The 14,109-nt window shown below is 40.4% G+C and carries 9 protein-coding genes; all 9 read left to right on the top strand.

What is annotated here, in order from left to right; all coding sequences use genetic code 11:
* The first annotated feature begins 405 nt into the window (after nucleotides 1–405).
* Nucleotides 406–2,073, top strand: coding sequence for an O-antigen ligase family protein (locus N477_RS17170; protein WP_081216578.1), 1,668 nt, complete (start codon nucleotides 406–408; stop codon nucleotides 2,071–2,073).
* Nucleotides 2,074–2,147: 74 nt separating this feature from the next.
* On the top strand, nucleotides 2,148–2,453 hold the full coding sequence (locus N477_RS17175; RefSeq protein WP_063363498.1) for a hypothetical protein: 306 nt from the start codon (nucleotides 2,148–2,150) through the stop codon (nucleotides 2,451–2,453).
* A gap of 24 nt (nucleotides 2,454–2,477) precedes the next feature.
* Nucleotides 2,478–6,836, top strand: coding sequence for a hypothetical protein (locus N477_RS26605; RefSeq protein WP_063363497.1), 4,359 nt, complete (start codon nucleotides 2,478–2,480; stop codon nucleotides 6,834–6,836).
* A gap of 831 nt (nucleotides 6,837–7,667) precedes the next feature.
* A complete protein-coding gene (locus N477_RS17185; protein ID WP_063363496.1) occupies nucleotides 7,668–8,618 on the top strand; it encodes a hypothetical protein in 951 nt (316 codons plus the stop codon).
* A 238-nt stretch (nucleotides 8,619–8,856) separates the two neighbouring features.
* Nucleotides 8,857–9,171, top strand: a complete 315-nt coding sequence (locus tag N477_RS17190; RefSeq protein WP_063363495.1) for an antibiotic biosynthesis monooxygenase family protein — start codon at nucleotides 8,857–8,859, stop codon at nucleotides 9,169–9,171.
* A 16-nt stretch (nucleotides 9,172–9,187) separates the two neighbouring features.
* Nucleotides 9,188–9,889, top strand: coding sequence for a helix-turn-helix transcriptional regulator (locus tag N477_RS17195; RefSeq protein ID WP_063363494.1), 702 nt, complete (start codon nucleotides 9,188–9,190; stop codon nucleotides 9,887–9,889).
* A gap of 267 nt (nucleotides 9,890–10,156) precedes the next feature.
* Entirely contained in the window at nucleotides 10,157–12,628 is a 2,472-nt protein-coding gene (locus tag N477_RS17200) for a TonB-dependent receptor (protein ID WP_063363493.1), read from the top strand.
* A 217-nt stretch (nucleotides 12,629–12,845) separates the two neighbouring features.
* Entirely contained in the window at nucleotides 12,846–13,475 is a 630-nt protein-coding gene (locus N477_RS17205) for a hypothetical protein (protein ID WP_063363492.1), read from the top strand.
* Nucleotides 13,476–13,520: 45 nt separating this feature from the next.
* The coding region (locus N477_RS17210; RefSeq protein WP_063363491.1) for a hypothetical protein at nucleotides 13,521–14,109 on the top strand (589 nt) is incomplete at its 3' end.

A 14,109-nucleotide genomic window follows, 5' to 3' on the forward strand; every position in this document is an offset into this window, starting at 1 on the left:
TATGAAACTCTTCTCTCATTTTTAAAATTTAACTTAATGTTTATTATCTGGACTGGGGTTTAGAGTTTTGTATGTATATATTCATATTTATTAGTTGAAATATAATTATCGCTTTTGAGTGTTATGGTATAGGTGTCAGGTTTTTCTTTTCGCGCTGGTAAACTTAGGAGTTATTAATGTTGTTATTAAAGCAATGCGGTTGTAATTTTGTTTATTGTGTTAATTTTTTGGTTTTCATTGTGTTGAATCTTTATTTATAGCATTAATTGGCACGTTAATTAATCTGTATTTAGGAAATGAAAAGATTAATTTAAATAAAAACCAAGTGTTTTTGATTGATTTTAATTTCACTAAAGTGTATAAAACCGATAAATTAAAGTGGTCTGATGTTTTTAAAGGGAATTAATGCAACATAATTTAAGTGTGCCTTTGCTTGGAAGTTTTTATATTTCAAGTTTAGCGCTTTTAAAGTTCTTAGTGGTCGCGTTTTCGTGCACTATATCCGTTGTGTATTTTGAAAACTTCTATTACAAATATAACTATCCGAAATGGGTAGTTTTTGACTTGTTTTGTATTCTACTATTGACTTATTCAATTTGCTTTTCTCCTCGGTGGAGAACAAATTTTTTAAGTGTAATAATTGCTTTTTTAACTATATCTATGCTCATAACTTTAACTTGGTCTACGAACAAGTTTGAGGGTGTGCTTTTTGTTTGTAGGTTTTTAGCATTTTCTTTGTCAATATTTACAGTCGTTTCGATAGTTCCTAAGGAAAAGTTAGTCGAGATACTTATGGACAGCGTATTTTATAGCTCAATCCTATTTTGTATTGTAATAATTTATAATAGATATTGGCTAGCCATTCCTTATTCTAACGCTAACTTTTCTCCTATTGGCTTTGTCAATTATCTTGGTCAGGTATTAAATATTTGGATCCCTATACTTGTTCTTTCCATATACAATAGGCGCAAGTCCAAGGTTTATTTTCTGCTTGGCTTAGCAAGTTTATTAGTGCTTATGAATCTACTTCTTGAATCACTAACACGCGGAACAATCTTGGGGTTGTTGGCCGCTGAGATGATTGTGTTGTTTATTTTATTGCTAAAAACAAAAAAGCTTCCCTTAAAGTACTTATCAGTGTCAGTTGCTTTTTTATGTGCTGTAGTGACTTTTAATTTAATGAAGATCTCCGGGTTATCTACTTTAAAAGGCCAAATCAATTCAATCCAAGAATTGAATACAGGTAGAGAAAATGTTTTTTCAAATACTGTAGATATGATAAAAGATAACCCTCTTGGTGTAGGTGTGAATAACTTTGAATATACTCACCAAAAATATGCAAAGGCAGGAACGCCAAATGCTTCTCCTTATGTGTCTGACATGAGGATATTAACCTCACCTTATAACATCTTGTTAAAGTTTTATAGCGAGCTAGGCTTCTTAGGCGGTAGCTTATTTTTAATCTTGTTTGGCATGGTCTTCATCAAAGCTCTTTTGAACTTATTAAAAGGAGTATTTATTGATGCTTGGATTTTTATGGCTGTCTTTTCTCTATATTTCCATGCGATGTTTAGCTCTGTATTTCTCACGCCTGTCAGTTTGTTTTTTTCAACTCTACTGTTTGCAGTTGTGTTTTCGAGAGAAAGTATAAGTGAAGCTAAGCCAATAGGCATGAGATTAGAGTGGATTGTCGTCCCTCTTATTCTTTTATTAGGGTACTTATCTTTCATTAAAACGGTATCTGCTAACTTAACTGCTAAAGGCTATCGAGTTGGTAATACAGAACTAGTTGAAAAGTCATTTGAGTTAAACCCTCATGATTATTTTACTTCATTGAGACTATATGAGCTGTATCTCATGAAAGAAGGTAATAAACAGCAAGCATTAGCGAGTTTGGAGCGCGCAATCAATTTATATCCATACAACATTTATATGTTAATTAAAGCAGGAGAAGTTGCTTCACAGTTAGGCTTAAGTGATAAAGCAGAGGAGTATAAGCAGCGCGCCTTAGATATTTATCCTAATAATCCTCAAGCCAAATTAATACAGGGGGTGTACAGCGACATTAGTTAAAACAACTTTCACTCTCTTACAAACAACGCGAGTTCATTGATGAACGTTATTTTTAATGAAGGAAAACAATTAAAATGAAAAGATTACATTACTTTACTTTGGCGCTGCTCGCTTGCGTCAGCATATCAGGATGTGGTGGCAGTGATAGCCAAGCATCCAATAATAATCCAGGAAGCCCACCTATTACTCAGCCAGAGCCCAAACCTGATCCTGAGCCAGGCAAAAAAGTAGCAGACCACAATGTAAAAACGTCTAAATTAGGTGGTAGTCGAGTTCAGGAGACAACTTCTGGTGCCCATGACTTAGCTGCATCAGTTTCAATTGTTACTCAAAAAGCAAGCTCTGAAAACTATAGCTTATCAAACGCTGCAACAAATTAATCAAAGAATAAATAAAGGGAATATATGTTTACTAAAAATGCTATTGCAGTTGCTCTTGCAGCTGTGAGTGTGATGTCTGCACCAGTTATTGCAGCTCAGCTTAATCATCAAGGTACATTAACAAACTCGAATACACAGGAAGCTGTGAATGGCACAGTTTCGATGACATTTAAGCTTTACTCTCAAGATCAAGTTGTCTGGGAGTCAACACAAAATGTTGAAGTTGTTGATGGGGCTTACTCTATTAGACTTGGTGAAAATAACCCAATTGATGCTTCGGTTTTTAAGAGTAAAGATTTAGAGCTAGGTATTACTGTTGGTGACGACACTGAAATGTCGCCTCGCCTGAGCATAGATACTGCACCTAGTGCTTACTATGCAGACGTAGCCAGTAAAGTTGAAGGCGAAGTAGATGCAACGTCTGTGTCTGTCGGTGGAAATGTGGTAATCGATGAAAATGGTCGATGGTTAGGTGATACAACGGGACTGCGCGGTGAAGATGGCCTAGATGGTATTAATGGTCAAGATGGTCAACCAGGTGCTCAAGGTGCTCAAGGTGAGAAAGGTGAAACAGGTGCTCCTGGTGCTCAAGGTGTCCCGGGTGAAAAAGGTGACACGGGTGCCCAAGGTGAAAAAGGCGACACGGGTGCTCAAGGTGAAAAAGGCGACACGGGTGCTCAAGGTGAAAAAGGTGACAAAGGCCTTCAGGTAAGAGGTCAATGGAGTGATGTCGATGCTTACGCAGTGGATGATGTTGTTTCTTTTGGGGGGAGTATTTACATTGCTGTTGCAGCTATTACTGCCCCAGAAGAAGAACAAGTCAATCTAGATCCTGTATCAGCGCCTGATGTGTGGACTTTATTGGTTGCTAAAGGTGAGCAGGGCACACAAGGTGAGCAAGGTATTCAAGGCTTGCCTGGTGAGCGAGGTCTCCCGGGCGAACAGGGCCTTCCTGGTACTGCTGGTGAAAAAGGCGAAAAGGGTGAGCAGGGTATTCAAGGTATTCCTGGTGCACAAGGTGAGCAAGGCATTCAAGGTATCCCTGGGGAAAAGGGTGAACAGGGTATTCAAGGTGAACAAGGTGTTCAGGGTGAGCAAGGTATCCAAGGTGAAAAGGGCGATCGCGGCTTACAAGTTAGAGGTGAGTGGAATGGTAGCCTTGCATATGCCGTTGACGATGTAGTTTCTTTTGAAGGTAGTGTATACATTTCTGTGATTGAAATTGCTGCCCCGGTTGTTGAAGGTGATATTAATTTGGCTCCTATTGCTGCACCAGGCGTATGGACTTTGCTGATAGCGAAAGGAGAGCAAGGCCTTCAGGGTGAACGCGGTCTACAAGGTGAGCCGGGTGTTCAAGGTATTCCTGGTGAAAAAGGCGACCAAGGCCTGCAAGGTGAGAAAGGTGACAAGGGAGACAAAGGCGACGCAGGTGCGCAAGGTATCCAAGGTGACAAAGGTGACCAAGGCCTTCAAGGTGAGAAAGGTGACAAGGGTGATGCCGGTTTACAAGGTATCCAGGGTATTCAAGGTATCCAAGGTATCCAAGGTATACAGGGTGAAAAAGGCGAGCAAGGCATCCAAGGCATCCAAGGTATTCAGGGTGAAAAAGGCGATAAGGGTGATAAGGGTGACCGTGGCCTTGTCATCAAGGGTAATTGGAGCGCCACAGATGCATATAGTGTAGATGACATTGTTGTTCATGAAAATAATGCTTATGTTGCACGAATTGCTGTACTAGCTGTTACCGAGGGGAGTGAGCCAAACTTACCACCATCAAATACTAATGATAGTTGGTTGCTGCTATTTAATGGCGTTGGTTCCGGCTTAGCTGGTAAAGATGGTTTAGATGGTGCGCAGGGTGAACGAGGTATTCAAGGCCTTCCAGGTGAGCCTGGAGCACCAGGTGCTAAAGGTGACAAAGGTGACCAAGGTATTCAAGGTATCCAAGGTCTGCCTGGTGCACAAGGTATCCAAGGTGAAAAAGGTGACCAAGGCTTACCTGGTGAAAAAGGTGAGAAAGGCGACCCTGGCATTCAGGGTATTCAAGGTATCCCGGGTGAAAAAGGCGACCAAGGTATACAGGGCTTGAAAGGTGAGAAAGGCGATCCTGGCGCTCAGGGTATACAAGGTATCCCGGGTGAAAAAGGCGAGCAAGGCATCCAAGGTATCCAAGGTATTCAGGGTGAAAAGGGCGACAAAGGTGATAAGGGCGATAAAGGTGATCGCGGCCTATCAATTAAAGGCAATTGGAGTGCATCAGAGGCTTATGTCATTGATGACGTTGTTGTTCACGAAAATAATGCTTATGTTGCCCGTATGGCGATAGCTGCAGTTATTGAAGGTGATGAGCCAAACTTACCCCCTTCAAATACAAATGATAGCTGGCTATTACTATTTAACGGCGTTGGCTCTGGTCTTGCTGGCAAAGACGGTTTAGATGGTGAGAAAGGCGAGAAAGGTGAGCCGGGCGCGAAGGGTGACCCAGGCGCGAAAGGTGACCCTGGTGAAAAAGGTGAGCCTGGCCAAAATGGTATTAATGGCATTAATGGTAAAGATGGTGCTGACGGTAAGGATGGTGCAAAAGGAGAGCCCGGCGAAAAAGGTGAACCTGGTGAAAAAGGTTTACCAGGTGAGAAGGGTGACAAAGGTCTGCAAGTTGTGGGTGCTTGGTCTTCTGTATCAGCTTATGCATTAGACGATGTGGTTACTTTTGAAGGCAGTGCATACATTGCAAAAGTTGCTATCCCAGCAAGTGAGCAAGCGAATCTGTCACCTAAAGACGCGACTGCACAATGGGCGCTATTTGCATCGAAAGGCGACACAGGCATTAAGTTCATTGCAGAAGGCTATAATTTAGTTACTGAATTCAACGCTGGCGATGTTATTACTTATATGGGCAGTGCTTATATTGCAACACAAAGCACAGTAGCTGTACCGCCAACAGATCCGCAAGGTAATCTGCAGCAGCCGTGGCAGTTACTTGCAAAAGGTGCAAGTTACGATGAATCGCAATTTGCCTTGAAAGCAGATTTACCTGATATGACAGTTTATGTGACCAAAGCGGAGTTTAACTCTGGTTTAGAGTTGAAAGCTGACACGATTACTGTGACTGGTTTACTTGAAACTAAAGTCGATAAAACGGTATTTGATACAGCATTAGTGGCTAAAGCAGACAAAGATACAGTCAATACAGCATTGGCAGGCAAAGCAGATCAAACAGCGGTCAACACTGCACTTGCACTGAAAGCAAATCAAGCAGATATGGACACAGCGTTGGCAGGCAAAGCAGATCAAACAGCGGTCAACACTGCACTTGCTCTAAAAGCAAATCAAGCAGATATGGACACAGCGTTGGCAGGCAAAGCAGATCAAGCAGCGGTTAACACTGCACTTGCTCTAAAAGCGAACCAAGCAGATATGGACACAGCGTTGGCAGGCAAAGCAGATCAAACAGCGGTCAACACTGCACTTGCACTGAAAGCAAATCAAGCAGATATGGACACAGCGTTGACTGGTAAAGCAAATCAAACAGCGGTTAACAGTGCACTTGCTCTAAAAGCGAATCAAGCAGATATGGATACCGCATTGGCAGGCAAAGCAGATCAAACAGCGGTCAACAATGCACTTGCGCTAAAAGCAAATCAAGCTGACGTGAATACAGCACTGAACTTAAAAGCCGATAAAACTGATGTTGATAATGCGACTGCAAATGTTGTGAGGTTTAACCCTGCTAAATTAGTCTGGTCGTCAGCGCATTCATATATAAAAGGTGAAGTAGCAAGACTCACTTTTAATGGCAATATGTATATTGCTTTGAAAGATGTATCGTATGGTGAGACCACTGCACCAAATGTTAATACAGAAAATTGGGCTCTTTTTGTAGAAGGCAACGCGCCAGCTGAAGCAAAAATAATATTTTCGACTAGTCAAACATTCAATGGCGACCTAGGAGGTTTGGATGGTGCGCATGCCAAATGTCAGGCGGCAGCAGATTCTAGCAATGTAGTACCATCAGGCACCTATAAAGCGCTGATTAATTATGGATACTATTACGTTAGCAGCTCAAAGACTTATTATCGCCCTGACGGTAAGGTAGTTGCAGATAAAGTGAGTGCGTTTAGTGATTGGACTGTTTTGCAAAACCCGATCAGCATTGATGAAAATGGAGACGTCGTCATTGGTAACGCTTGGACCAATATGACTACATCAGGTTGGCGAAATCAGTGGAACGCTTGCGCTGGTTTTAGAACGGCATCTTCTTATGATCCATACGCGTCACAAGGAGCCAGGACAGGTAGTGTTAGCTCGCTTGGATCAGAATGGAGATCTTCGGTGAATGTAGGGTGTGATCAGCAAGCTAGATTATATTGTGTGCAGCAGTAAGATACTTAAAACTAACTGCTTATTCTATCGATGAGCTTTTAGGTATTTTAAATGTGGGTGTAGCAAGCTTTTAAATTTCAAAAGTTTGTGTTGCGTCCATATTTAATTCAGTATTTTTGCGGCCTTTAGTTGCTATATATAGTAATTAAAGGCCGTTTTTAAATTTAAGGTTTTATTTAAAGCCTACTTACATCAAAAAAAATTCACCTATATTGGAGGGGAGGTACCCGCTTTTTCCGTAACCAATAATGTAGAGTAAAACGTAAATTTTTTAGATCCTTCTTTTGTTACTACGTATTAATAATTACCTCCCGTTTAAGTTTGTTGTAGTCTCTTTTTTAAGCTTTTTTATGTTTTTGCTATCAGAAGAAAATTTTTATTAATTTTGATGTAGTTGCTTTATATTTACAGATAGAGCAATTTTTATGATGTAATTTAGACGTAAAATAATAAGTTTATGTATAAAGTTATTAATGTTAGATGCTAGCCTTCTATCAGTGTTTCTGTGTTATGAGTGTTATTTTTTGAGTTTATAGCAGTTTAAGTTTATGAGAGTTTAAAGTGAATGCGATTCTTTATTTACTCCCGAGTTGTTGAATTTTGGGGGGCTGTGCATTATCACTTTAACTCTGATTTTTTTGCATAAAAGAGCAAAAAGTAAGAATCATTTAATTTCCTTGCAAAGGCTTGTGATATTTCACAAGCCTTTTATCATACCTTGAAGTTTCCTTGTTTCGATATCGTTTACTCGCTAGCCGAACAATTTAATAGATGACAATAAGCATTCATTTCTCAAAAGGATTTTGTGTGCTTGAGATAGAAGGCATACTCATGAACTTGAATAAGGCTCGGTGGCTATTATTGGCTGGTATATTCAGCTTAGCTTTTGTTGCAATGTGGGTATTCATCCACCCCATTCAAGGGGTTGATAAAGAGAATCAGTCGACTGAACTTGATGGGCCAATAGTAACGCCAAAAGCTTTGTCTGAGGGAAGTGTAATACCGACAATACCAGCGTTCAAAGAGGTTGAAATAACGACGGCACAACACACTGGGGAGCTTAAAGTGATGTCTCGGCCTATTTGGCATGTGTCAGGTGTACTTAAGGAGCACTTGAATACATTAAAAGCCAAAGCACAAAAAGGGAGCTTAGAAGCAAAATATATAATTGCAATGAACTTTAAGTTTTGTGTTTTTGCGCCACAGAATAGTGATGCGCTACAAGCTAAACTAGAGGAAATCGCATCATACAGTGATGCAGGCACGGCCGCTGATAATGTCATCAGGCAGTTTCACTATTGCGAAGGGATCACAAAGGTGCAAAAGCAATCTTATGCAAGGTATCTTGAAGAGGCGGCAAATAGTGGCTTTGTTGCAGCACAAGAGGCTTTCGGTAACTTAGCGGCTGAGTATTATATGAAGACGCAAGGCTTTAATCGCGAACATCGAGATGAATATATTGCACAACGCTCTCGTTTCAAAGAAAAAAAGTGGGCGTTTTTAAATCAGGCAGCGCAACATGGAAGTGAAAAAGCAATGATGACTTTATCAAGCATGCATTACTCACAGCAGCTAGAACAAAATAGTTTCGCGCAGGCGTATGCTTTGAATAAGCTGCTTATGGAAATTACTGAAGATGGCGAAGTGTACAATCGTCATGCATGGCTTGAGCAAAAGCAATATCCGAAAATGACTGAACAAGAGTTAGTATATGCGCAGCAGTTTTACGAAAGCTGGCTGAAGACCATCTATGAAAATGGCACACTTTATCCGAGTAGATAATCAAGTAAAGAGTGGTCGCCGAAATAAATTGCCAGCACTTACGTTAAATGCTTGTTTGCTATTAAGGTTTGTCGCGCTTCAGCGCTGTCGAGCCTTTATTTATTGTGTCCATACGTATTGTAAGCACTACTCAGGATGAATAGATATCCACTTTGATTATCATCAATTACTCTCTACTGACGCTCCTTGTCAGCGCCTTTTGCTCTAATTGAACCAACAAACAAAAGGAGCTATACCCATGAAGCAGAATATAATTGAAATCGTTACTTTTAAATTAATTGAAGGTGTATCTACAGAGCGAATGCTGGAAAAAAGTGCTGATTTTGAAGAGTTTGTAGCCAAGCAGCCCGGCTTTTTATATCGTTCGTTGGCGCACCAAGCGGATACTGATACATTTGTTGATATCAGCTATTGGGAAACCTTGGAAGATAATAAAAAAATGCAAGCTACATTTGAAGAGGCACCAGTATGCAAAGCTTATTGTGCACTAGTTGATAAAGAATCAGTTGGGATCAGCCACCATACTGTATTGACGAAAAGCTGTGATGCTTAATTAAAGGAGGAAGATTGTGCATAAATCAGAGCGATTATTTCAATTAGTCAATTTGCTCAAAGGCCGCAAGGTTGCAGTGACGGCAAAGCAATTAGCTGAAAGGTTGGATGTTTCTGAGCGCACAATCTACCGCGACATTCAAAATTTACAAACGTCTGGCGTACCGATAGAAGGTGAGGCGGGGATAGGTTATTTGATCAGTGAGTGTGACTTGCCGCCCATGATGTTTTCGGTGCAGGAGCTTCAAGCATTACTAATTGGTAGCCGGATGCTCGAAGCATTTTCTGATCCAGAGCAAGCCCAGTATGCCCAATCCGCTATCACAAAGATAGAAGCGGTTTTGCCTACTAAAATGAAGCAGATAAATGATGATCTCCCCTATTATGCACTGGGTTATAGGCATGACGACAGGTGTCAAGCGCATAATAAGATGCTACGAGGAGCTATTGAAAACAAAAACCATCTATTGATGACTTACCAAGATGTAAAAGGCGATGTAAGTGAAAGAACCATTGAGCCGTTAGGTCTGGTTTACTGGGGAGGGAAATGGACTGTAATTTCCTTTTGCTTGCTGAGAAATGCTTACAGAGAGTTTAGGTTAGACAGAATTGTTTCCCTAATCTCGCTTCATACACATTTTGAACAGGAAGATGAAAAAAGCGTCTTGCATTACATTGAGCTGGTTAAGTCAGCTGCTTGCGATAATAAAAATAACTAGATTTCAACCTCCTATGACCAGTAACGAGCTATTTAACCGAATATACATATATAACATTGAGAATTATCTATTCAACTAAATACACACCATTAAGAACAAATGTTCACTCAATATAAACACTAAGGATGTATTTGGCTTTATTCGTAACAAGCATTAACTTTGGTAACTTTTATTAAACGCAAATGAGAGTTGTTATCATTTGCTATCGCTGTTAGTATGCGCGCTCTCTGCGAATAAACAATCATATTGCGATGTATGGAGTGTAATATGCAATTCTCTCGTTCACTGAATTCAAAAAGTGTTCTTGCAACTGCGGTTAAAGTTGCTTTACTAGGTGGTGTTGTTGCATCAGCGCAAGCTGCTGACAAGGCTCAAGACGATATTGAGCGCATTAGCGTTTATAACAAACACAACGCCTTGATTTTAGAATCAGGCACGGCAACTAAATCAAACATGGCCCTAATGCAAACACCTGCAGCAGTGGTTATTGTTGATAAAGATTTACTTGATTCACAAACAGCAAATACGCTGCAAGATGCGATCAGAAACGTGAGTGGTTTCATTCAGGCTGGTAACAACTATGGTATTGGTGACAACCTTGCTATTCGTGGTTTAGGCGTGAATTATACGTACGATGGCATGTACGGCGGTGCAAGCCTTGGTAACAACTACAACCCAACTCGTTCAATGACTAACATCGAGAGCATGGAAGTATTAAAAGGTCCTGCTACGGGTCTATATGGCATTGGTGCTGCTGGCGGCGTGGTTAACCTTATTGAGAAAAAACCTCAATTTGAAGAAGCTTACCAAATTAGTACTAAAGTTGGCAGCTGGAATACCTACGGTTTGATGCTTGATGCAACCAACGCAATTACTGACGACTTAGCATACCGCCTGGTACTTAACCACGAGCGCAGTGATGGTTACCGTGATTTACAGCAAGATCGTGACGAAGTTTACGCAAGCTTGAAGTTTGAAGCTTCAAAAGATCACGCTTTATTATTTTCAGCGGCTTATATTGATGATGCTGTTCAAGTAGACTCTGTTGGTGATCCGGTTCGTATCGTTAATTGGGATAGTATCAACGGCGACCCAAGAGCACTGACTGGATCTGACTTACCAAATGAAAGCAAGTTTACAACTGACGAAGATGGTAATGTTAAGTTTTTAGGGGTTCAACTAAGCGATGCACAGCGTGAGCAACTAGCTACTTCTATTTCGACAAATGATGGTCTTAGACCGATTGATTTGGGCGATTCAAGCTTGGTATCTCCGCTTTCGACACCAAACGAAGGGCAAGAGCTGCGCTTTAAGCTCCGTCATGATTGGCACATCGGTGAAGAGTCAACACTGACCCAGCAAGTATTATGGCGTCAATATGACTCAGAGTTAGTGCGTCAAACAGGTGCATACAACTATGTTTATTGGGAGCGCTCTGATCGAACGCATGGTTCTATTATCAATGCAGATCCGCGCGCACCATTATTAACTGAAGATGGTCAAGTTCACCCATATTCAGCGCGTCGTCAAGAGTACCGTCGCGCTATGTCGGATGAAAATACATGGCAATACTTTGCGGACTTGCAACTTGGTTGGAGCTACGGTGATATCAGCGGTGAGCACTTATTCAGTGTGAACTACGAAAACCGAGATATGTCTTTTAAGCAGTGGTCTGCATATGATGCCGATGGTACGAAATCAGACAATGCGATCCCTTATATCCTAGATATTCGCAACCCGAATTGGGGTACTGGCGATTTTATGGATTACGATCCGCTAGTAAGAAGTAACTATGATAAGTCGTTAACAGCATATGGTATTAGCGCTCAAGAAGTACTGTATTTGACAGACGCTTTGACTGCTCGCGCAGGTATTGCATACACGACTATCGAGCAAAAATACCAGCATTTAGGCACCGATCGCGTTAAGGGCATGAAGCCAGAGAACGATACTGATGATTCAGGTCTTACATATACATTTGGTATCAATTATCAAATCATGCCAGAGCTGTCAGCATTTGTTAATGTGGGCAAAGGCCGTACGGCATATGGCGTATTATCAACAATCACAGATGGTGTTGATACGCCGAACCAGCCAGATTCTGAGTCAGAAACGTTAGATATTGGTATTCGTTTTACTGCATTTGATGAGGATCTATTAGGTTCAATCGTTGTCTTCGATACAAAGCGTACTAACTTACGCTATGGTAACCCTGATTACGATGAGCAAAAGGGCGCTGATTATAACGCGGGTATTCCGGAGTTTAAATACGATAATAATGAGACCACTAAAGGTGTTGAATTTGACTTAAACTTAGCACTTGCAGATGCATGGAAGTTAAATGTTAATGCGACATACCAAGATGCAGTGTCTGTTCGTCACCAAGAGTCAGATCCCCAAAAGAGAGAATCTGCTAAAAAAGGCGTGCCTGAAAAAATGGCAGGTGCGTGGCTAACGCACACATTACCGCAAATTATGGGTGGTAGCCTAGAGGTTAGCTTGGGTATGAATTATACCAGCGAGCGAACGGTAAACCATGTTTCATTTGGCTTGCCAACAGCGGTTGTTGATGGCTACACACGTTGGGACATGGCGGCAGCTTATTACTTTGATAACTATCATTTCCAGTTGAATATCGAAAACTTAGCTGATGAAACATACTACAGCAAAGCGATGTTCTTGGGTGGATTACCAGGTAATGAACGTAATGCTAAACTGACGTTTAACTATCAGTTTTAAATAAAATAAGATGATATAGAGGCGGCAATTTGCCGCCTTTTTTATTTTCTTTTATAGAAGAATAATTGAGTTTTATACCTGTTACTTTTGATGCAGGTTTTAACCGTCCGCAACTTCAGCGAAATTCCCGCTTTTATTTATATTTGTTGAATCTATTGGCCTATAAGTTGCTTTCAATTAGTGAGTTAAACAGACATTGCTGGATAAGGACATGCCAATGAGCTTAATTGCTGCGTTAAATCACAATAGGGTATTTCAAAGTCAAGATAGCAAGGCGCAAAATAGCATAGAAAAACATGCTGAATTTGCGTCACTAATGGAAAAAACAATAAACGCCAAGCCCGAAGTCACCGATTCTGACCTCATTATGCCAATTTCTCTTAACCGAAACTATGATGAAATATCGGATCAAGCTCGTGATTATTATCAATTTGCTCTTGAGGTAGCTACAGAGCGTGTTGACCCAGAGCTAGAAGATGATCGTTTAAAAGAGATACAACTGTACCAAGAAACCATGATTGAAATTATGGACATGCCCATTGAAGTCGAAATTGAACAACATGAAATCAATGAAGCACTGTTATTTGGAAGCCTCGGCATTGATTTTTTAAAATATAAAGAAATGGGGGTTCGCATTGATATGCTCAACCTCATGGAACAAGACATCAATAGTTCTCAAACATTACTTACTAGTGATAAAGAAAAGCTCAAAAGTGTATTGAATGAAAGGAGAGAAGTGTTGGAGCTACAACGAGAGGAAATGCTTGCAGGCACCTATTTAGAGCAAAATACAGATCATAAAGGCGAAATTAAAAAACGCTTTGATTCAATAGATTTCAAACCTTAGTCATATCCACATCATAGTTAAAATGACCACTTAATAAGGATATCCATGAGTAGTATTTCAGTGTTAAAGCATATGCCTTTTGTTAAGGCTCAACAACATTCAATGCGTAATGAAGTGACAAAGCACGCCAGTTTTGCCTCTGTAATGCAAAGGGTCTTGACTGAGAAACCAAACCACAGCGCCCCTGAACACTTAATGGCGTTGTCTTTAAATGTCAACTTTGATGATATCAGTGATCAAACGAAGAGATATTATTATGAACAAGTCTTGCCTAATGCCAGAGAGCGAGTAGATAAAAGTCAAAGTGCGAAAAACCAGAAAATTCAGCTGTTTGAAGAATCTGTTATAGAAATAAAAGATATCGCGATAAAAGTTGATATTGAGATTGATGAGGTTAATGAAGCCTTACTATTTAGCAGTCTTGGAATCGATTTTCTGAAGTATAAAGAAGCAGGTGTTCGTGCGGATATGCTCAGCCTACTAGAAAAAGATGTTTATCAATCTGAAGATTTAACAGTTTCAGGCAAGCAAGCCCTTATAGACACAATTTTAATTGAAAGGGAGAAGCTAACATCATTGCAAGAAAATATACTAGCAGGTTCTTACGTACCAGAGGCCTTGTTTCCTAAATATT

Origin of the sequence: Pseudoalteromonas luteoviolacea H33-S, from assembly GCF_001625695.1 — a bacterium.
Lineage (GTDB): Bacteria > Pseudomonadota > Gammaproteobacteria > Enterobacterales > Alteromonadaceae > Pseudoalteromonas > Pseudoalteromonas luteoviolacea_B.

Coding starts and splice junctions, on each gene's coding strand:
- N477_RS17170 (WP_081216578.1), top strand. CDS start 406: ATGCAACATAATTTAAGTGTGCCTTTGCTTGGAAGTTTTTATATTTCA.
- N477_RS17175 (WP_063363498.1), top strand. CDS start 2,148: ATGAAAAGATTACATTACTTTACTTTGGCGCTGCTCGCTTGCGTCAGC.
- N477_RS26605 (WP_063363497.1), top strand. CDS start 2,478: ATGTTTACTAAAAATGCTATTGCAGTTGCTCTTGCAGCTGTGAGTGTG.
- N477_RS17185 (WP_063363496.1), top strand. CDS start 7,668: ATGAACTTGAATAAGGCTCGGTGGCTATTATTGGCTGGTATATTCAGC.
- N477_RS17190 (WP_063363495.1), top strand. CDS start 8,857: ATGAAGCAGAATATAATTGAAATCGTTACTTTTAAATTAATTGAAGGT.
- N477_RS17200 (WP_063363493.1), top strand. CDS start 10,157: ATGCAATTCTCTCGTTCACTGAATTCAAAAAGTGTTCTTGCAACTGCG.
- N477_RS17205 (WP_063363492.1), top strand. CDS start 12,846: ATGAGCTTAATTGCTGCGTTAAATCACAATAGGGTATTTCAAAGTCAA.